The organism is Apibacter sp. ESL0432 (genome assembly GCF_019469225.1).
Lineage (GTDB): Bacteria > Bacteroidota > Bacteroidia > Flavobacteriales > Weeksellaceae > Apibacter.
This window is the reverse complement of record NZ_CP048266.1, coordinates 488,094-508,159: the sequence shown is the minus strand read 5'-3', so window position 1 is coordinate 508,159 and position 20,066 is coordinate 488,094. Positions and strand designations below refer to the sequence as shown.

Here is a 20,066-nt window from a genome sequence, read left to right as displayed (position 1 = left end):
CTAAAGTAAGATTGTTAACATTTCCATCTAACCGGACCCGTACATTTATTTATACAAATTCCTACATTCATACATCCACCCATCACATCCTTAACATCAACTGCAGTTAATGATTTTGAAAAACCTCCTTTTAAAACTTCTCCTGACGTTTGTAATGTTTCAAATTTTTTAACGTCAACTTTTTTTGTTGTTTTCATATTTGAATAATTATTATAAATTTTAGAGTAACCTTTTTGTGTCTTGACTCATTTATGGACAACGATTGCAATCTGTATTTTTTATTTAATTCTGTTCTGATCTTCTGTATTACTTCCCTCAATATTTTTTTCTTTTACTGTTGAACTTCCTAATTTATAGCTTAGTGATATTCGTATTGATGGAGATTCATAATACCCTCTATATTTAGCACTTATACCGTTATTGGTGCTTTTATTTCTAAATTGATCTGAATTAAATAGGTTAGTAACCTGTAAGGATAATTGGATTTTTTTATCCAACAGTAGAGCTTTAAAAAACATATCCATTTGTGTTAATGAATAATTGGTACTTAAAGCTCCTTGACTGCGCGGGTAATAAGAAATTATCAAGTCTGCTGATAGTGTCTTACTTTTATTAAGGATAAATGTATTATTAGCTTGTATTCTACCCATAAATCCTTCTTGAGATTTATCCGTGATCGGATAAATTTTAGATTTTAAATATAGATATCCCCCGACTAACATTAGATTACTTTGCAACCAATTCAATTTAGTATAGGTAAAAGATTGAATTATCCCTACTCCGTAATTATCAAAATAATTCTCCACTTTTGTTGCTTGTATATAACTATCTTTATCCAAATAGGTAACATCGTTAAAGTTATCTTTTTGAATCATAAATTGTAAAATGGTTTGTATAATGTCTTTATAATAATAAGATAATTCAATACTGTTATTAATGACAGGTTTTAAAAAAGGGTTTCCTTCAGAATATTGATAGGGATTAGAATAATTCCTGAACGGATTAACAGAATTGTAATCCGGCCGGTCAATTCTTCTGGAATAGGTAAAAGAATAAGAATTATTCTCGTTTGCTTTATAAAGTATATATAAAGTTGGAAAAAATTTCAAATAATTATTTTTATTACGTTCATTAAGTGAAATTGAATTACCACGAGTTTGCGTATTTTCCATTCTAATCCCTAGTTGAATATCCCATTTTTTCATTTCTTTACTGGCTGAGACATAAAGAGCTTGCGAATTTTCTTTATATATAAAGTCATCTTGATGCGTTTTTTCAATTACACTCTCACCTTTGGTCAGGTAATTCCTTAAACTGCTTTTCGTTTTCGTAAAAGTTATTTTAGCCCCGTATTGTAAGTTTATAAAAGAAAGGGGGTAATCAATATCAACCCGGCCGCTATAATTATCAATATCTAGCGATCCCTTATTTTCAACTGGGAAATAACGCGTAATTAGATCGTTGTGAGTCCCATAAGAACGGGTTAAATAATTGTATTTTTTCTCAGTATTGTAGTTAAAATAATCAAAATTCAATTTTATTTTTTTACCTAAACTATCAATGGTAAAATGTGAATACCAATTAAGTGAATTCAATCTTTTTGTAGAATTTTCATAGCTTTTAGTCCTGAGTAATGAATCCAATTTATTTTCATATGTATGGAAATTTGTTATATCCTTATATCGAGAATGCGGTTCTGAATAATTGAGCAAATATTGTATTCCTGAATTCCATTTAGAAGTTAATTGATAATCTAACAAAAATTTTGAACTGAGTGTATTTTGATAATTTTTACCTGTTTCCTTTTCATCCCATAATTGCTCGGGATAATACACCTTACTTTTTTTTAAATTTTTGTAATTGCCGTTCGAGTAATTAGATGATAGGCCTAAGTTTATTTTATTTTTACTGTAAGTAAAGTTTGCTCCAAAATTACCTGATGCGTAATACCCTTGTTTATATGAAGACGTAAGGTTAGATGCCCAAAAATCTTTTTTGATTTTTTTTAAATTTATATTTATGAGACCTGAGTTACCTTCTGCATCATATTGTGAAGGAGGCGTAGTTATAACTTCAATATTCTTTACCTGGTCAGAAGGGATACTTTTTAAATAATTAAATAAATCATCACCATTCAGAGAAACGATCTTATCATCAATCAGCACTTTTACCGAACTTTTACCTGTAAGAAATAATTGATTATTTCGTACCTCTATTCCCGGCATAAGGTGTAAAATATCTAAAACATCTGTTCCGGCGGATCCTATTGAATTTTCAATATTATAAATCGTCCGGTCAACTTTCTTTTCAATTAACCTTTTTTTTCCGGTAACTAATATCTCCTGTAATTCGTTAGGCGTTCTTATGGATAGTATACCTAAATCAGTATCTTCTTTAAGTTCCAAGCTTTGAGCATATAAAACTTCCTCCGATTCTTTAATGATCAAGTTATAATTTCCTAGAGACAAATGATCAAAACGAAATTTACCTTCTTCTTTGACTATAACTTTTCCTACTATCGAATCTCGATTTGCCAGAATTACTTCAGCTAAATGACCGGAATTAACTTTTTCAAATTTTATTTCTCCTTTAATATGAACCTTTTGAGAAAAACTTAGGAAGAACTGAAAGAATAAAACTAATAAAATATTAATCTTCATACAAGCACATTTATATCATTATCCATAGTTTTACAAATACATTTCATAAATGATTATTAATTAAATTACTCTAATTAAAAGAAATTTTTAAATTTTGATTTCCTGATCAGATACAACCTATAAAAACAGAGAACTTATAAAATTTAATACAGATAAATATAATGAATTCATAGTAATTTTGTTTTATTTAAAACACAAATTTATATTATAATAACATTTAAATAAAACTGAATTATATCATATTTTATTACTTCCTAATAAGTACTTATTCTTGAATACAACATTTTAAAATAAAATATCAATATTTTTTAAAATATTTTTTCTCTCTACTTATTAGCCAATGGTAAACTTCTAACTTTTTAAATAGTTACTTTATCCTATAAACTAATGATTTAAATAACATTTCTTTTTTAATTTATTAACAAGTAAAACGTTTTTTTATAAAAATCTGAAATATAAAAAACAGTACTTTTGTAAAATGAAACTATTGAGTTACAACGTTAACGGAATAAGAGCCGCATTAAATAAAGGCTTACTTGATTGGTTGAAATCTGCCAATCCTGATATACTTTGCTTGCAAGAAATAAAAGCACATACTGATCAATTCGACTCGACAGTATTTGAAAGTTTGGGTTATCATTCCTACTGGTTTCCGGCAGAAAAAAAGGGATATAGCGGAGTAGCAATTTTATCTAAAGAAAAACCAATTTCAGTGAAATATGGTTGTGATGAGCAAGAATACGATCAAGAAGGAAGAGTATTACAAGCAAATTTTGAAAACTTTTCAGTTTTAAGTGTATATGTTCCCTCTGCAACCAATATTTCTCGTTTAGGTTTTAAAATGAAATTTTGCGAATATTTATTAAATTATATTAAAAAATTAGAAAAGGATTTTAAAAACCTTATTATTAATGGCGATATAAATATTTGTCATAAAGCCATAGACATCAATGATCCGGTTCGCAATGCTAAAGTGTCAGGATTTCTTCCAGAAGAAAGAGAATGGATGGACCGTTTCTTTGAACAATGTAATTTGGTAGATACTTTACGAGTTTTTAATCATGAACCCAATCAATATTCGTGGTGGACATACCGTGTAAAAACAGCCAGAAGTAATAATAAAGGATGGCGCATCGATTACACTTTGGTTACCAAGCCTTTGGTAAAACATTTACAAAGAGCTTATATTTTAACTCAAGCAGTACACTCCGACCATGCTCCGGTAGGTATCGATTTCGACTTAAATAAAACACAAAATCTTTAATTAAATTATCTAATTATGAAAAAAGCAACTTGTATTATTTCTCTAGTAATTCTCGCCGCATCGTGTGTACCTCAATCCAGATACGATGAATTGGAAAAAAAATATTATGCTTCATTGCAAGGAGAAAGAAAAAGTCAAAAAGCAATTCAAGAAAAAGAAAACGAATTAAAATCTTTATCCGACCAATATTCATCATTACAAGAACAACAAGACGCCCTGGCTAAAAAGAAAGCACAGCTTGATGCTGAATATTCAGATCTTCAAATTGAATATGCTACACGACTTAAAGATATGGAAGATCTTAAAGCCAAAAACGCACAAATAGCTGATCAAGTTCAAACTACGGAACAATCCAGAAAAAAAATATTAAATGAATTAGAGCAAACCCAAGGTCAGCTACAAGAAAAAATTAGAAGAATTAATGAGCTGGAAAACTTAATTTCTCAACAAAAAGAATCGGTTTCCAAATTAAAAAACAAACTTCAAATCGCTTTAAAAAATTATTCAGGAAAAGGAATAACTGTTGAAGAAAAAGATGGAAATATTTACGTTTCCATGGAGAATAAACTTCTGTTTCCATCAGCAAGTTGGACGGTGGAAACGGAAGGTATAAAAGCGCTTCACGACCTTTCCGAAGTTTTATCTAAAGATAAAAATTTAAATATAATTATTCAAGGACATACGGATTCAGATAAATATGCCGGTAGCGGAAGCATTAAAGACAATTGGGATTTATCTGTAATGCGTGCAACCGCCATAACTAAAATTCTTCAATCCGAAGGAGTTTCGCCTAAGCAAATGACCGCTTCCGGTAAAAGTGAATATGCTCCTCTAGCCAGTAATTCCACAGCTACCGGAAAAGCAGCTAATAGAAGGGTTGACATTATTATAGCTCCTAATTTGAGTGAAATTACTAAAATTTTAAATGATTTATAATTTTAAGATTTAATTTTATGCGAGTGGTTATCCAAAGAGTTTTAGAATCTTCCGTGAAAGTTGATAATAAAATAGTTGGCCAAATTGATCATGGTTTGTTAATACTTTTAGGTATTGAGGAAGCAGACAACCGGGAAGATATAGATTGGTTGTCTAATAAAATTTGTAATCTTCGAATTTTTAATGATGAAAATGAAATAATGAATAAATCAATTTTGGATATTGGAGGAGATATTTTATTAGTAAGCCAATTTACCCTTCATGCTTCCACAAAAAAAGGTAATAGGCCGAGTTATATAAAAGCCGCAAAACAAGAATTTGCCAATACTATGTATGAAAAATTTAAAGATCAATTATCCAACATATTATCAAAACCTGTCCAATCCGGGATATTCGGTGCAGATATGAAAGTTTCTTTACTCAATGATGGTCCGGTAACTATTCTCATAGATTCTAAAAATAAAGAATAATAAAAATAGATAGTTATTCAAATTAAAAGACTTTTTGTTTTAAAAAACTTTCACCTTTTGATTAATAATTATTGAAAACTTATCGCATAAAAAAACCTGATTATTTAAAATAATCAGGTTTTTATTTTTTTATTTAAACAGAAAGATTAAATATTTAAATTTAAATCTGTCATTTGTTGTTTATAAACACCTCCAACCAGCTTGTCTCTAACAGCTTCGAAAGCATCCAAGGTTTTATCAATTTCTTCATCTGTATGTGAAGCCGTTGGTATTAAACGTAAAAGTATCATTCCTTTAGGAATAACCGGATATACTACAACACTGGTAAAAATTTTATAATTTTCACGAATATCTTTAATTAATAAAGTAGCCTCAATAGGATCTCCCTGCATATATACAGGAGTTACACAAGTATTGGTTTTACCGATATCAAATCCTCTGGCTTTTAATCCTTCTTGAAGTTTCTTTACATTATGCCATAGTTTATCTTTAAGTTCGGGTTTGCTTCGTAACAATTCCAATCTTTTTAACGCACCTATTACCATAGGCATCGGCAAAGATTTAGCGAAAATTTGAGATCTTAAATTGTATTTTAAATATCTGATTATTTCTTTATTAGAAGCTACAAATGCACCTATTCCGGCCATAGATTTTGCAAATGTTGAAAAATAAACATCTATACCGTCCTGGCAGCCCTGCTCTTCTCCTGCTCCTGCTCCTGTTTTACCAAGTGTACCGAATCCGTGAGCGTCATCAACTAATAATCTAAAATTGTATTTCTTTTTCAGTTCTACAATTTCTTTTAATTTACCTTGCTCTCCTCTCATTCCGAAAACTCCCTCGGTGATAACTAATACACCACCTCCTGATTCTGCTGCATTTTTTTCCGCTCTTTTCAGGTTTTTTTCCAAGCTTTCTATATCGTTATGCTGATAGGTAAATCTTTTTCCAAAATGAAGTCTAACTCCATCAACTATACAAGCATGGCTATCTACATCGTAAACGATTACATCATTTTTAGAAACCAATGTATCTATAATCGATAACATTCCCTGGTATCCAAAATTTAATAAATAGGCTGATTCTTTGTTTGCAAAATTAGCCAATTGTTTTTCCAATTCTTCATGGTAATGAGTCTGCCCCGACATGGCTCTCGCTCCCATAGGGTAAGCCATACCATATTGAGCTGCTGCATCTGCATCTGCTTTTCGCACTTCAGGATGATTAGCCAATCCTAAATAATCATTAATGCTCCAGATGATCATGTCATTACCCTTAAATTTCATTCTTGGGCTGATTTCTCCTTCTAGAACAGGAAATATATATTCTCCTTCCCCATAGTCCGCATATTTAGCTAGTGGACCGGGATTATTTTTTATTCTTTCAAAAATATCCATTGTTACAATTTAACCAAAGTTAGTTATATTTTTTCTACAGTAGCGTGAGATTCTAAGCCATTCAATTTGCTGTTAACAAAACCTTGAGATGCCATCCATTCATCACTGAAAACTTTAGTCATATATCTGGAACCGTGATCCGGAAAAATTAAAACAGCCAATGAGTTATCACTAAAAGTATCTGCTATGGTACGTGCTGCTGTTAAGCTTGCTCCACTGGTATATCCTACCATCATTCCTTCTTTTAGAGCTAATTCTCTGGTAGCATATGCACTGGGCTCATCTGATACTTTAACGTATTGATCGATAACAGAAAAATCTAAAGCGCCCGGGATTAAATTTTTACCTAAACCTTCAATTTGATAAGGCTTGATCTCGTTACGGTCTAATTCTCCTGTTTCAAAATATTTTTTTAATACTGAACCTACTGCATCCACTCCTATTACTTTAATATCAGGATTTTTTTCTTTGAGAAACTGTGCAGCTCCCGTAAGTGTTCCTCCGGTTCCTGTACATCCAATAAGATGGGTAATTTTCCCTTGCGTTTGCTCCCAAATTTCAGGTCCTGTACTTAAATAATGAGATTTTGTGTTTTCTTTATTAAAATATTGATTAATATATAAGGAATTAGGGGTATTTGCTGCTATTCTTTTGGCAACTTCATAATAGGATCTGGGATCATCTGCCGGAACATTAGCCGGACATAAATAAACTTTAGCTCCCATTGCTCTAAGAAAAGAGATTTTTTCAGGTTTTGTTTTATCGCTAACTGCTACTATACATTTATAGCCTTTCACGATACTTACCATAGCTATGGAAAAACCTGTATTTCCTGAAGTTGTTTCAACTATAGTTGCTCCTGGCTTTAATAAACCTTGTTTTTCAGCATTTTCAATAATATGAAGCGCAATTCTGTCTTTAGTTGAGTGTCCGGGATTATAGCATTCTAATTTTGCAAAAAAAGAACCTTTCATTCCTTCTGTTACTCTGTTTAAGCGAACTAACGGCGTATTGTTAATTAACTCAAGAACATTATTATAAGTTCCAGCCATCCTATCTTATTATTAATTTATATAATTAATTCAAGGGGCAAATTTATAATTTTTTTTTCTTACAAAAAATTTAACTGAATGAAATTTAACATATACAAATTGATTAAAAATTTATATCATACTTTATTAGAAAATCCGTATAAATTATTGGTAATTGTTATAGATATATTCTATAATTTTCTTATCCTGTTCAGATAATTCAATTCCTCTTCTTTTCATAGTCCTTTCTGCAACTTCATATGCTTGTTCCAATTTAAAATTAGGACTCTCTGATTTACCGCCCCATGAAAAAGATTTTATTATATTAGGTGGAAAACCGGAAGTAAATATATTGGCCGAAACCCCTACTACCGTGCCGGTATTAAATTGTGTATTTATAGCTGATTTAGAATGATCTCCCATGATCATCCCTGCAAATTGTAATCCCGACTTAATAAACTTTTGTTTTTTATAATTCCAAAGCTTAACTTCTGCATAATTATTTTTTAAGTTTGAGGAGTTGGTATCAGCTCCCAAATTACACCATTCACCTATTACCGAATTTCCTACAAATCCGTCATGTCCTTTATTTGAATATCCTAAGATTATAATATTATTAACTTCTCCTCCTACTTTTGAATACGGTCCGACTGTTGTTCCGCCATAAACTTTGGCTCCCATATTTATTTTAGAACCCGTACCTAAGGCAAAGGAACCTCGAATCATCGCTCCTTCCATAATTTCAGAATTTTTTCCTAAATAAATAGGTCCTTCTTTGGTATTGAGTATTGCACATTCGGCTACGGCACCTTCTTCAACAAATAGTTGTGAGGGATCTCCTATAATTTTAACGGTATTTGATAAGGTACATGATTTTCTGCCTTGTGTAATTAATTGGAAATCATAAGTAATGGCATCCGAATTATAAGTAAACAAATCCCAAGGATATTGTATGTGAAAGCTTTCAAATGTTATATCTATTTTTTTTACAAAATTATTTAATTGAAAATTTTCAAGAGTAGTTTTTGCTGCTACCAACTCTTCCTGATAATAAAAAGCTTCTCCGAATTTTAAATTTTTTAATTGGTAAATAAAATCTTGATTTGGAAAATAGGCGGGATTTATAAATACGTTTTCTTCTTCATTTTGAAGAGTATATTTTTCTGAAAGATATCTTTGAGTTAGATAAGAGATTTTTTCCGTTTGAAAAATAAGTTTCCACCTTTCCGCAAACGTTAATATTCCCATCCTTAATTCTGCTACCGGTCGCGTAAACGTTAAGGGTAAAAGATCGGAATACTCTTTCCCATCAAAAAGAATAATATTCATAGTATATACTTTATTATTTTTTCAAATATAAAAAATTATATCATAGTTTTTATTCTTTTATTTCCGTTAAAAACTTTAATTATTTTATATATAAAATTGTTAAAATACTGACTTTCTATTTTTTAATAATGCCTTATTATTTATTTTTATAAAGCGTTCGCATAATGCTCTTTAAAATATTCCAATCCTTCGGATGCTCCTTTTTGTATGAATATGATATCATTACGTAATGAGGTTCGGAACGGTTTAGGATCTATGACAAATATTTTTGAAGTTACCGGCACAAAATCAAGTAAAGATGCAGCCGGATATACTTGAAGAGAGCTTCCAATGACTAAAAAAATATCGGCATTTTGAGTTATTTCAATAGCATTTTCCATTTCAGGAACCATTTCACCAAACCACACTATATGGGGACGTAATTGTCCACCATCTTCTGCTAAGTCTCCCATATGAACATCTTGTAACGTATCATAAATAAGTGATTCATTAGTTTCACTTCTTACTTTTGTCAGTTCACCGTGTAAATGAAGTATATGTGTTGATTGAGCTCTTTCGTGAAAATTGTCAACATTTTGAGTTATAATTGAAATATCAAAAATGGATTCCAATTCTTTGAGCAAATGATGCCCCCGATTCGGGTCATGTTTTTGCAACTCGGCTCTGCGCATATTATAAAAATTCTGCACTAATTCCGGTTTTTTATACCATCCTTCTATGGAGGCTACTTCTTGCACTTTATAATTTTCCCATAATCCACCTGAATCTCTGAATGTGCTTAAACCGCTTTCAGCACTCATTCCTGCTCCTGTTAATACAACTAATTTTTTTTTCATATTTATGCACTCAATTAGTTAACTAATTATTTTTAAATATAAGTTCTCTTCTTTTAAAATCTTATTTTAACTCATCATAAGTAGTATATCCACATAGCAGAAAATTTTTAAATTCTTCTTTATCCATATAACCTGCAACCGGAAAATTCAAAATTCTATTATCCGGTGTTACTAATACGTAGAATGGTTGAGAATTGGAATTAAAGTTCTCTCTTTGAAAAGTAGACCATTTATTTCCTATTGTTTTAATTTTTCTTTTTCTTCCATCTTTTAAATGAAGGGTTTGTTGCTCATTATTAGGCAATTCTTCTGAATCATCAACATATAAAGATGAAATTATGAATTTATCGTGTAAGATATTCCAAATACCCGGTTCACTCCACACATATTCTTCCATTTTTCGGCAATTTTCACATCCATAACCAGTAAAATCAATGAGAATGGGTTTATTTTCCTTTTTTGCCATTTCCCTTGCTTTCTCATAGTCATGAAAGATGGTCAATCCTAAAACCCCATTTTTTTGGTTGTTTGGATATATGCTAATTTGCATAGGTGGAGTAAGTCCACTAAGCAATTTTAAATTAGGCTTTTCTGAAGGAAACAATCCGGGGATCATATAAATTCCAATCAGTCCAAAGAGACAAGCCCCGATTATTCTTCCATTATTGATTTTTACTTTTTTATTATCGTGAGGAAATTTAATTACACCTAATAAGTATAATACAATTGAAATACAAATAAGGATCCAGATCGCGATAAAAATTTCTCTTTTCAACAAGAAAGTTTTAGCTACTAAATCTGCTTTTGATAAAAACTTGAACGCTAATGCCAATTCTAAAAAACCTAAAACAACCTTAACGGTATTCATCCATCCTCCTGATTTAGGCATCGTATGTAAAAATTGAGGAAACAATGCAAATATTCCAAACACTAGTGCCCAAGCTAATCCACATCCTCCAAATGCTACGGTCAACTGATTCGGGTTTTGAATTGCATTCGCCAGTATGCTTCCTAAAACAGGACCGGTGCATGAGAATGAAACGATTACCAGGGTTAAAGCCATGAAAAAAAGACCTATTATACCTCCCGATTCGGAAGCTTTGTCAGATTTATTAGCCATCCATCCGGGTAACGTTATATCGTAATATCCAAAAAAACTAAAAGCAAACAGTATAAAAATCACAAAAAAGATTAGATTCAACCATACATTGGTGGCAATCTGATTAAAAATATCCGGATTTATACCACTTATAAGATGAAAGGGCAGTGTAAATAATACGAAAATTAACACTATGAAAAAAGCATAAATCAAGGCATCTTTCTTGCCTTCTTTTTTACTTTTAGCATGTTTGGTAAAATAGGATATGGTTAATGGAATCATAGGATATACACATGGGGTTAGCAAAGCTACCAATCCTCCTAAAAAACCAAATGTAAAAATCCATATATAACCTTCTTTTTTAATTATCCTATCTCCGCAATCTTTATTTATGGGTTCAGCTATATTAAAGCCGGGTATAATGATCTGATTTTTATTGCTTTCTGTAATTGTTTTTATTGGTTGAACGGAATCTTTTATTGGAGTTGAAGGAACGGAATCTATTTTTGGATTCGGTTGAGTCAATTGCTTAATCGTGTCTTTAAGTAAGACCGTTGACTTATCTTGATTTATTGACTTAGGAATCAATTTGAATGAAAAGGTTTCTTCATCAGGTGCTAAACATACTTTATCATTGCATATCTGATATTCAACATCTGCTTCAAATACAACCGGTTTAGAACCTAAAACCTCAACTCGTTGCCTATATTCAACTTTATTGGAATAATAAATCAAATTTCCTTCAAATACATCGGAATATTCTTCAATTTTTTTACCAATTTCTTTAGTTGGACCAATTAGTTTTATAGAAGAATTTTTGGGGTATGAAAATGAAGTTGGAATTGCATTTTCAACCTTTATATCTTTGGAATATACATGCCACCCCGATTCTAAAATTGCAGTGAATACGGCTTCATAGATATTATCTTTTTCATGTTTTATTTCCGATTTCCACTGGATAGGATTCTTAACTTGAGCATTGGCTACTAGGGCAAGAACAAAAAAAATCCAAATCAGTTTTTTCATGATAAGCTTTATGTTAGAATTATATAGTTTATGAACCAAATGTAATAAATTTCACAAATATAATCGACCGATTTTATCTTAATTTTACTTTGAAAAGCCCATCTTTTTTTTCCAAAAATGACAGTAAAATTTAAAATTTTTCTTATTTATTAAATGGTTATTATCTGATTTTTAAACACTTCATGATTGAAACAATACATGATTGATTACCAAATTACAATCATTTATTCAAAATTTTTTTGGTATATCTTATCTTTAAGTGTTGAATTTAATGATTAAAACGAAGCTTTTATCTGAACACTTCCCGTATGTATGGTTTTTGAATCTTCACTTTTGCGACCATCGTATATAATATTCAATGTAAAAACAGTGCTAAGTTCTCGTTGAAGGTATGCTTTCCATATCATATTTTTTCCACTTAATAACCCTTCCATCATCTGACTGGATACCAAGGAAAAATTATTTCCTTTTAATTCATTTTTTATATATGAAAAAGTGCCGGTAAGAGAGGTTCTTTTCTCATCATTCCAATGGCATTCAAATCCGGCTTGTTTCCATTCTAACCGTTCATTTCCTAATTTGTTTTTTTTATGTTGATACTTTAGTAAGGCTCTTAGGCTGATATTTTTTTGAATTTCATAGGTTAATGAAGGATGAAAAGCTGTTGTTTCAATGGTAAATCGTTTGGTAACAAAAAGTTGAGATCTACTTTTATCTGTGATAAAATTATTTTGAAGAGAAAAAATCCATAAATTCCACGGTTTATAATTTACTAAAGTTTGAAAATTGACACTATTTTTTTTGTCTTTTCCGGTAAATATAAATTGTGTAGAGTTATTTTCCATGAATTGAAAAGCTCCGGTCCATTTGTGTACACTGATTCGATTAAATGATAAATTTGTAGTTATATTCTGTGTCTGAGTCAAGAGATCTTTATTGGAAAATGGATTAAGTTCAACGGTTTTATTTTTTTTCTTGTAAGATGAAATCGATTGAAAAGCAGATTGTAAGGTTATTCTTTTCCACCAGTCGGAATTAAGAAAACGAGAGGGATGTACATGTATGGTAAACAGTAATTTATTATTATTTGATTTTAAATAGTTTACATTGTCTGTATAAACTCGTATATATTGTGCTTGATCGCTGAATTCTGCCACTTCAAATTCATCAATTTCCTCTATTCCGTTCCCATTATAATCCGTCCATTTATAAATGCCTTTTCCATCCGTAACTTTTACATATTTAAATTCTCTTTGAGCTTCCTGACCACTCGACAACTCATATTCAGAATTTAAGACTAATCCGCTTTTAAGTAACATTTTATTCCAATGAATAGATCCTAATAAGTAATTTTCATCTTTTTGATTGGTATATATAGCTTTACTGTAATGCACTTTACGATAATGGAAATCAATATTTAAATTATGATTTTGAGATTGTATCAATTGATTGTTTATTACCGTTCCATAGGAAGTGGTAAAATTTTTCAGTTTACCAATACGTACGGAATCATCTGTTCTGGCATAAATTTTTAATTCGGTAAAAATTTTTGCGCTATCTGTGAGTAAGGTTGCATATATTTCATTCCAGTTAAAACTGGATGAGGTATATTTTGACAATAAATTGTTTTTAACTTTATTGGTTTCTCCTTTTAAACCGATTCCTACTTTCACCTTTCCTATTTGTTGATTAACTTCCGAAATATGCTTTATAAAATTTGAATGGATACTGTCTTGTTGTTTGGAATACAAATAACTAACATTTGTAGATATGGCTGTATTATTAGCAGCATATCCCAGGTATATATCATTTTTGTATCCTTTATAAAAATTTTCTTCTTCTAAATAATTCAAGGTGTAATTTAACTTCCATTTTTCATATAGTCTGTTTTGCCAACCCAGACTTAAATGATTCTGATTTATGCCGTTGAATTCTTGTGAAATATTAAAATCCCTATCGAATTCAACTTGGTTAATTCTTTCTAAGATGTGAAAGTTTTTTTGAATAAAAATATGGGATAAATTAAAATTACTTTTCCAATATTTTTTATCCATATTTTTATTTAAGTATATTTTACTTGCAAAACCTTTATTTTTGCCATTTCCAATAGACGAAAACGTATTTTCATCATGATCGCTTATTGCCAAATTAACACCCAAATTACCTTTATTAAACCTATATTCTGCATGAGTTGAAACTATTTGTGTTTTTTGAGGTGGAATCAATTGGGTTACGGGTTCATATTCCCCTTGTAATATCCCGTCAATTGGAGGAATATATTCATATACACGACCATTTACAGGAAGTGATACAATTTTATAATTTCCTTTATTAGTCCCCATATAGGTAAATGAAAGTGTATATAATTCTTCTGAGCTATCGGTTGAATATTGATAAATTAATTCTTGACCCGTATTAATTTTTTTATATAAAATTTTGTTTGGATCATATTCGGTTAATACCGCATTCGGCGCATACATTCGGTCTATTTCGTTTCCTGCTTCACGTAAAACTTCTTTTTGTTTATCTGTTAGTTCCTGATTACTAGCTTTGGTATCATTTTCAGAAAATATATTGGCACTAAAAGTAAATCTTTCAGATTGATATTTTCCACCCGTATATAGTAAAAAACGTGTATAAGTAGTGGTATTATAAATATATTCTACTACTATACGACTATTGGATGAAATATAGGTTTTAGAGGTGAAAGTAAGTTCTCCCGTATTATAATTGATCGTATAATCTTGATCTTCGCCCCTTTTTAATAACGCACCGTTCATATAAACTTTTTCTGACCCTGATAATACAATTATAAAAAGTTCTCCTTGTTTTCCTTTTAATTTATAAGGCCCTTGATTTCCTTCTATTCCGGTAAATTTCATTCGATTAAATTCTCCTCTGGAAAGTGAACCTAAAGCATATAAATCGGTAAATGAATTTGTATGTTTTATTCGTGTTCCAATTTGCATACCCGTAATCTTTCTCGAGAAATTGGCAAAATAATCTTGTTCTTGAATCAAATCTAAATGTCCCGCTCTTAAGTAAGAATTTTTATTAGAAAGCTCAATATAGATTTTATCAAATTCATCCAATCGTTGGGTATATCCATCGGCTTGTATAGGTATATTATGATCTGATATTGCTGCTTTTATCATAACATCTTTACTTAAATGACCGGATAGCTCTAAATCCAATGAAGACTGAACGGAAGCACTTTGATTGGTTCCAAAAGTGATTCCTCTAATTAAGGTCCCTGAACTTGTCAAATTTTGAAAAAATTCATTATTTTTCTTTACTTTTTCAGTTATTTCATATAGTTTTAAAGGCTTATTAATTCTCACTATTAGTGACGTATCTTTAGAATAAATTATTTTTTCTTTTTTTTCAGGAAATAGGTAATAACAAATTTTTAATTCCTGACCTATCAATAAAGGATCAATTTTTATCGCATTTAGTGTCGATTGGTATGAATATAATTTGGAGTTTATTTCTTCATTATTTTTATTCTTTATGGAAATCGGCTCAGGTATAATCGTTAGAGAATCAAGTACTACTAAGGTGTCCTTTATTACAATTTTTTTACACTTGAAATTTGGATTTTTCCAATCAATATCCTGAGCCTGGATAAATAATCCCAAGCATATAGTAATTAGTATGAATATTGATCTACTTAGCAATTTTATAAATTAACGAATTTATACTTTTTTTTGATATACCCATTAATTGATAAAACTTTATTTTATTCAATAAATTTTACTCATTACAATTTAGTTTACTACTTTTAATAACAATATCTTAATCTTTCAACTAAAAAATTAAAATGACTTTTCAATAATGTAATTGTATTAAATAAATAACGATAAAAAATCGTAATAATTTACCCAACGGTTTAATTTTTGTATTAAACTATATAAATAATAAATAGGAATATTTATGTCAAATTTTACCGATATAATTCAAAGAGATAAAACCGTGTTAATTGATTTTTCCGCAGAGTGGTGTCAACCCTGTAAAATGTTAGCACCAATATTGAAAGAGGTTAAAGAAAAAATTGGTGATAAAGCAACAATTATTAAAATTGATATAGATAAAAATCAAAAATTGGCAAGTGCATATCATATTCAGTCAGTACCCACCCTAATTATTTTTAAAAAAGGAGAAATAAAATGGAGAGAAAGCGGCGTAAGAGCTGCACAAGAAATTATAGATTTATTAAATCAATATTCTTAATAATTCTTAAGTATTTCGTTGATTAAATTGTATTCATACCCTTTTTGTAATAGATAATTATATATTTTTTTCTTTTTTAAATATACTTCAGATTCCCTAAGAATATTCCATTTTTTTTCAGTCAACTCCATGAGAGTTGATTTGTAATCTTCCTCGTTAATTTCTTCAATCCCTTTATCTATTAAATTAGTTGGAATTCTCTTTCGCTTTAATCCTTGCTTAATTTTATTCTTCCCCCATTTTTTTTGATAAAATTTCCCTCTAGCATATGATTTAGAAAATCTTTCCTCATTCAAAAAGTTATTTTGTATCAACCATATGAGTATTTCACCCCTCTCATCCTCATTCAAAGTTCTCAATTCTTTCAATTTTTGTTCAACCTCATAATGACTGCGATCCTGATAGACGCAATAATCTGCTAATTTTTTTTTTATTTGGGACAAATCAAGCACGACATCTTATTTAAGTACTAAAATATAAAAAAGTTTCAAAATTTTTGTATTAAGTTTATTAACCCGATTTTTTAAGTATTTTTATAACAATAATTTTTAGAACATGAAATCATTTAAGAGCTATTTACATATATTTTTAGTTGTAACTACTTTTTCAATTTCCTATGCACAAAATAATAATTCTTTTAAGCCTGAAGAAATTACAGAAAAACAAATTACAACATTAGATAAAGACCTAATCCTTGACGATTTTCAAAAATTAGAGCTTAAAGAATTCATATTAGAAAAAACTACATATCTAAAAAATGTAATGGATGCCGGTATTGACAATCAAGAGATACGATTTTTGATTGAAAACAACAACAGGGAAATTGATTTTAAATTAAAAGAAGTATTATCAACTGAACAGTTTGATAAATATTTAAAACTAAAACGGGAAAGAGCGATTAATCCGGATCAGAAAAAAAGAAAAAGAAAAAACATCTAACTAAGTCTAGCAATCAAATGCACATTTGATTAAATTTTAGCATTGATTTTTATAGTATTATTTATTATTTTTAAAATATAAAAGGCGATTGTATCGCCTTATTTTTTTTGAAAATTAACAATTTTCAATGATTTTATATAGATATACTTAATTATCCAATTTTCCAAACATTTTCATAAGCCACATTGCTTATAGAAAGTGATTTTGCAACTATTATAAGGTTAATTTTCATTGGTTCATTATTTACAGAATCAAACTCCTCTGAAAATTCAATGCAATAACCTTTTTCAAATTTTACCTCTTGTAGTTTACTCATGGCATCCCTACGATAAAATATAATCTTTGCATCTTTGGTTTTTTCTGTGGATAACATCCAATCAACAAAATAGGGTGCTCCTGTACTTTCAATCGTTAAATGGATTTGCCCTCCACGGATAGTAGCTTGTGGTTTTCCTGTACTATCAACTCCTTGATTAAAGCTATATTTACATTTGAGAACATTATGAGTATTACCATCCATTTCCAATTTAGCTAAGAATGACGACATATTTATTAAAATTTTGTTAAATAAAACTTATTGAATAATTTTTAAATGAAAGGGAATTGATTAAATCCCCTTTCATCTTACAGGTTATATTTAATGTAGGTTTTTTATACCCATTCATTAATATGTTCTCCTGTACCCATTTTAATAGTCTTAGCTGAAATAGTAAACGTTTCTGTTAACGGGTTGGTACCGGAAGCATCAAAATTTTCTCTGTACTTAACCACGTAACCATCTGTAAATGACAACTCTTTCAAAGTGGCATCAGAATCTCTTTTTACAAAGATTACCTTACCATCTTTTCTCTCGAAACTATTGGTCATCCATTCGAAAATATCAGATTCTCCTGTTGATTCAACAGTTACTTCTATTCTTCCACCTCTGGTTTGAGAAGATGGACGTCCGGTTGGATCTGTTTCTTGAGCTAGGGAATAATTAACATTTAAAATGTTGTACGTTTTTCCTGCTACTTCTAATTTAGATTTAAAAGACATAATAAAAAAATTTAATAATTAATATTTAATAAAATATATTTATACCACAAAGATAATTATATATAGTAAGCTTATCTCAATACAATATGTTAAATTAATGTTAAAATATTTATTTATTATTATACAATTGTCTGCAGACTTCTAAATCTCTGGTAATAATTTGTATCTGCCTCCTATATGTCTCCACCTTAGCAAGTAAAGTGTCAATTTCTGCCTTACTTTTCCCGTAGGTTTTTATGGTCTTTTTTGATTCGATGAGAGCTCTACTGGTCAACAAAAAATTCTTATATAATAAACCTCTTCGTATACTGTCTTTACCCGGAATATTTTGTTCCATTTTTATGACCATATCAATGGCTTTCTGTTGATAATAATACATATCATGGTTGGGCATATCAATGGAATCTATATATTTTTTTAAAATTTCCATTTGATTTTCAAACTTTTCCTGATACCTAAATTCATTAATAATTGCAGTATTTTCTTTTCTAAGTTCATAATTTTCTCTCCAAGGCAACTGATAATTAAAGAATATTGATGTAACAATAATTATTACTGTTAATGTAAATAAAGATATAAAAAGTAGAAAAGCAATCCATCTATCTTTTTTATTTAATACTTCCATATTATAAATTTTTAATCGTCAAAAAATCTGCTTTTTTTTGTTTTTTCAATTGTATTATTTTCCAGCCTTTCTTTAATAAATATTCCGGTATCATTTCTTTTTCCGATGTAATCGAGTCTATTTAATGCGGCAAATAATTGATCTAGTGTTCGCATAAATATATTTACCTTTTTAATAGTTTTATCGATTTGTGAATGATTATAACCGGCATTAACCAAATCCGTAAACAGAACTTCAAAATCGCCTTGTGATAATCCACACCATTCTGCCAAATAATTCAATAATTCTTCTTTACCTGCTCCGGATTTAGCATCAACAAAGTTTTTCATGATTCTGGCTAATCGAACAACTTTATCCAACATGTAAGCCGGTGTAGTATACAACCCAAGCCATCTTAAGGAATTGATTTCATTACCCAAATAGGTAATCACCAATTCCGAAAGTTTTAAAACCATAATAGCTAATTCATTCGTTTGATTTTTCCTGTTAATTTTTTGAGCTATTTGAACTGCATATAATTCCAATTGCCCCATAAACTTATCAATTTGAGTATGTACATCAATCAACTCTTTATGACTGTTCGTTGAGGTACACGGAGGTATATAACCCGGTTGTAAATACGTATCCTCTTTAGTTACAACAATTTTACCTACGGTCAGTTGATAACCAATGTTTGAAGTTTGTTCTGATATTTGTCCCTCCTGAACTAAATGCAATTTATAAGTAGGAGTTAAATATGGATACCTAGGTGGATTTTCATCAGAATTTAAAACTCCAAAAGGTATTTGTTCAAACGGATTAACTACTATATTGGCTAGTAAAATGATTTCTTGTTCCTCATTTAAATTGTATACGGCTTCCGGATAAGGCATCTGTATATCTATCGAATTATTTAATGGGGTAATTTCGATACGGGCCCCATTAGGAGTGACTGCATGACATTCTTCAATTTTTACTCGTAATAATTTATGATTGTCTATAATCAAAGAAATTTTTATTGATTCCATGGTGTTGTGTACCGGTAATAGACCATAGCTTATAGGGGTAACGTGACTTCCTATAGCATCACGCATCATATCAACAAAATTATCTTGCATAGCTATGAAGTGGGATTTGTTTATCTTCATCCCATCAATCCAATTAACTGGAAAATAATTTAATTTTTCTAACATAGCGAAGTATTTAT

The 20,066-nt window shown here is 29.9% G+C and carries 18 protein-coding genes; 5 read left to right on the top strand and 13 right to left on the bottom strand.

What is annotated here, in order from left to right; translation table 11 throughout:
- Window positions 1–14: 14 nt before the first annotated feature.
- Both GYM73_RS02145 and GYM73_RS02140 read right to left on the bottom strand, forming a co-directional pair.
- On the bottom strand, window positions 15–197 hold the full coding sequence (locus tag GYM73_RS02145; protein ID WP_220234006.1) for a hypothetical protein: 183 nt from the start codon (window positions 195–197) through the stop codon (window positions 15–17).
- 81 nt (window positions 198–278) lie between these two features.
- Complete coding sequence (locus GYM73_RS02140; protein ID WP_220234005.1) at window positions 279–2,660, bottom strand: TonB-dependent receptor domain-containing protein; 2,382 nt, start codon at window positions 2,658–2,660, stop codon at window positions 279–281.
- A 478-nt stretch (window positions 2,661–3,138) separates the two neighbouring features.
- Between GYM73_RS02140 and GYM73_RS02135 the strand changes: the two genes are divergently transcribed.
- The 3 genes from GYM73_RS02135 to dtd are packed head-to-tail and all read left to right on the top strand — an operon-like array spanning window position 3,139 to window position 5,330.
- Window positions 3,139–3,924: an exodeoxyribonuclease III gene (locus tag GYM73_RS02135; protein WP_160542619.1), complete on the top strand. Its 786-nt coding sequence runs from the start codon at window positions 3,139–3,141 to the stop codon at window positions 3,922–3,924.
- A 15-nt stretch (window positions 3,925–3,939) separates the two neighbouring features.
- Window positions 3,940–4,860 carry an OmpA family protein gene (locus GYM73_RS02130; protein WP_220234004.1) on the top strand — a complete coding sequence of 307 codons (921 nt, stop codon included), beginning with the start codon at window positions 3,940–3,942 and terminating at the stop codon, window positions 4,858–4,860.
- Between the two features lie 17 nt (window positions 4,861–4,877).
- A complete protein-coding gene (dtd, locus tag GYM73_RS02125) occupies window positions 4,878–5,330 on the top strand; it encodes a D-aminoacyl-tRNA deacylase (protein ID WP_105297229.1) in 453 nt (150 codons plus the stop codon).
- 146 nt (window positions 5,331–5,476) lie between these two features.
- On the opposite strand, the gene GYM73_RS02120 is transcribed toward dtd, so the two are convergent.
- From GYM73_RS02120 to GYM73_RS02095, 6 genes are all read right to left on the bottom strand, one after another.
- Entirely contained in the window at window positions 5,477–6,727 is a 1,251-nt protein-coding gene (locus GYM73_RS02120) for a pyridoxal phosphate-dependent aminotransferase family protein (protein ID WP_105297230.1), read from the bottom strand.
- 23 nt (window positions 6,728–6,750) lie between these two features.
- Window positions 6,751–7,779 (bottom strand): PLP-dependent cysteine synthase family protein, encoded by a 1,029-nt coding sequence (locus GYM73_RS02115; RefSeq protein ID WP_160542621.1) that lies wholly within the window; start codon window positions 7,777–7,779, stop codon window positions 6,751–6,753.
- A 144-nt stretch (window positions 7,780–7,923) separates the two neighbouring features.
- The gene (locus GYM73_RS02110; RefSeq protein ID WP_220234003.1) at window positions 7,924–9,087 is read right to left on the bottom strand and encodes a GlmU family protein; all 1,164 of its coding nucleotides are present in this window, start codon (window positions 9,085–9,087) and stop codon (window positions 7,924–7,926) included.
- Window positions 9,088–9,233: 146 nt separating this feature from the next.
- Window positions 9,234–9,923 carry a Sir2 family NAD-dependent protein deacetylase gene (locus GYM73_RS02105; protein WP_220234002.1) on the bottom strand — a complete coding sequence of 230 codons (690 nt, stop codon included), beginning with the start codon at window positions 9,921–9,923 and terminating at the stop codon, window positions 9,234–9,236.
- Between the two features lie 61 nt (window positions 9,924–9,984).
- Window positions 9,985–12,048 (bottom strand): cytochrome c biogenesis protein CcdA, encoded by a 2,064-nt coding sequence (locus GYM73_RS02100; protein WP_220234001.1) that lies wholly within the window; start codon window positions 12,046–12,048, stop codon window positions 9,985–9,987.
- Window positions 12,049–12,323: 275 nt separating this feature from the next.
- Entirely contained in the window at window positions 12,324–15,686 is a 3,363-nt protein-coding gene (locus GYM73_RS02095) for a hypothetical protein (protein ID WP_220234000.1), read from the bottom strand.
- A 295-nt stretch (window positions 15,687–15,981) separates the two neighbouring features.
- Here GYM73_RS02095 and trxA point away from each other — a divergent pair, with 295 nt between their 5' ends.
- Window positions 15,982–16,278, top strand: coding sequence for a thioredoxin (gene trxA / locus GYM73_RS02090; protein WP_220233999.1), 297 nt, complete (start codon window positions 15,982–15,984; stop codon window positions 16,276–16,278).
- Here trxA and GYM73_RS02085 read toward each other — a convergent pair.
- Window positions 16,275–16,730: a regulatory protein RecX gene (locus tag GYM73_RS02085; RefSeq protein WP_220233998.1), complete on the bottom strand. Its 456-nt coding sequence runs from the start codon at window positions 16,728–16,730 to the stop codon at window positions 16,275–16,277. The genes trxA and GYM73_RS02085 overlap by 4 nt on opposite strands.
- 103 nt (window positions 16,731–16,833) lie before the next feature.
- Here GYM73_RS02085 and GYM73_RS02080 point away from each other — a divergent pair, with 103 nt between their 5' ends.
- Window positions 16,834–17,217: a hypothetical protein gene (locus tag GYM73_RS02080; protein WP_220233997.1), complete on the top strand. Its 384-nt coding sequence runs from the start codon at window positions 16,834–16,836 to the stop codon at window positions 17,215–17,217.
- 151 nt (window positions 17,218–17,368) lie between these two features.
- On the opposite strand, the gene tssD (GYM73_RS02075) is transcribed toward GYM73_RS02080, so the two are convergent.
- From tssD (GYM73_RS02075) to GYM73_RS02060, 4 genes are all read right to left on the bottom strand, one after another.
- Window positions 17,369–17,764 carry a type VI secretion system tube protein TssD gene (gene tssD / locus GYM73_RS02075; RefSeq protein WP_160542629.1) on the bottom strand — a complete coding sequence of 132 codons (396 nt, stop codon included), beginning with the start codon at window positions 17,762–17,764 and terminating at the stop codon, window positions 17,369–17,371.
- 104 nt (window positions 17,765–17,868) lie between these two features.
- Window positions 17,869–18,255 carry a type VI secretion system tube protein TssD gene (tssD, locus tag GYM73_RS02070; protein WP_160542630.1) on the bottom strand — a complete coding sequence of 129 codons (387 nt, stop codon included), beginning with the start codon at window positions 18,253–18,255 and terminating at the stop codon, window positions 17,869–17,871.
- Window positions 18,256–18,364: 109 nt separating this feature from the next.
- Window positions 18,365–18,880: a type VI secretion system TssO gene (gene tssO, locus GYM73_RS02065; protein WP_166005577.1), complete on the bottom strand. Its 516-nt coding sequence runs from the start codon at window positions 18,878–18,880 to the stop codon at window positions 18,365–18,367.
- Window positions 18,881–18,891: 11 nt separating this feature from the next.
- On the bottom strand, window positions 18,892–20,052 hold the full coding sequence (locus tag GYM73_RS02060) for a hypothetical protein (protein WP_160542632.1): 1,161 nt from the start codon (window positions 20,050–20,052) through the stop codon (window positions 18,892–18,894).
- Window positions 20,053–20,066: the final 14 nt, after the last annotated feature.

What these genes read in the sequence shown, in the direction of transcription:
- dtd (WP_105297229.1), top strand. Translation starts at nt 4,878, where the DNA reads ATGCGAGTGGTTATCCAAAGAGTTTTAGAATCTTCCGTGAAAGTTGAT.
- GYM73_RS02080 (WP_220233997.1), top strand. Translation starts at nt 16,834, where the DNA reads ATGAAATCATTTAAGAGCTATTTACATATATTTTTAGTTGTAACTACT.
- trxA (WP_220233999.1), top strand. Translation starts at nt 15,982, where the DNA reads ATGTCAAATTTTACCGATATAATTCAAAGAGATAAAACCGTGTTAATT.
- tssD (WP_160542629.1), bottom strand. Translation starts at nt 17,764, where the DNA reads ATGTCGTCATTCTTAGCTAAATTGGAAATGGATGGTAATACTCATAAT.
- GYM73_RS02100 (WP_220234001.1), bottom strand. Translation starts at nt 12,048, where the DNA reads ATGAAAAAACTGATTTGGATTTTTTTTGTTCTTGCCCTAGTAGCCAAT.
- GYM73_RS02105 (WP_220234002.1), bottom strand. Translation starts at nt 9,923, where the DNA reads ATGAAAAAAAAATTAGTTGTATTAACAGGAGCAGGAATGAGTGCTGAA.
- GYM73_RS02110 (WP_220234003.1), bottom strand. Translation starts at nt 9,087, where the DNA reads ATGAATATTATTCTTTTTGATGGGAAAGAGTATTCCGATCTTTTACCC.
- GYM73_RS02135 (WP_160542619.1), top strand. Translation starts at nt 3,139, where the DNA reads ATGAAACTATTGAGTTACAACGTTAACGGAATAAGAGCCGCATTAAAT.
- GYM73_RS02060 (WP_160542632.1), bottom strand. Translation starts at nt 20,052, where the DNA reads ATGTTAGAAAAATTAAATTATTTTCCAGTTAATTGGATTGATGGGATG.
- GYM73_RS02120 (WP_105297230.1), bottom strand. Translation starts at nt 6,727, where the DNA reads ATGGATATTTTTGAAAGAATAAAAAATAATCCCGGTCCACTAGCTAAA.
- tssD (WP_160542630.1), bottom strand. Translation starts at nt 18,255, where the DNA reads ATGTCTTTTAAATCTAAATTAGAAGTAGCAGGAAAAACGTACAACATT.
- tssO (WP_166005577.1), bottom strand. Translation starts at nt 18,880, where the DNA reads ATGGAAGTATTAAATAAAAAAGATAGATGGATTGCTTTTCTACTTTTT.
- GYM73_RS02130 (WP_220234004.1), top strand. Translation starts at nt 3,940, where the DNA reads ATGAAAAAAGCAACTTGTATTATTTCTCTAGTAATTCTCGCCGCATCG.
- GYM73_RS02140 (WP_220234005.1), bottom strand. Translation starts at nt 2,660, where the DNA reads ATGAAGATTAATATTTTATTAGTTTTATTCTTTCAGTTCTTCCTAAGT.
- GYM73_RS02115 (WP_160542621.1), bottom strand. Translation starts at nt 7,779, where the DNA reads ATGGCTGGAACTTATAATAATGTTCTTGAGTTAATTAACAATACGCCG.
- GYM73_RS02145 (WP_220234006.1), bottom strand. Translation starts at nt 197, where the DNA reads ATGAAAACAACAAAAAAAGTTGACGTTAAAAAATTTGAAACATTACAA.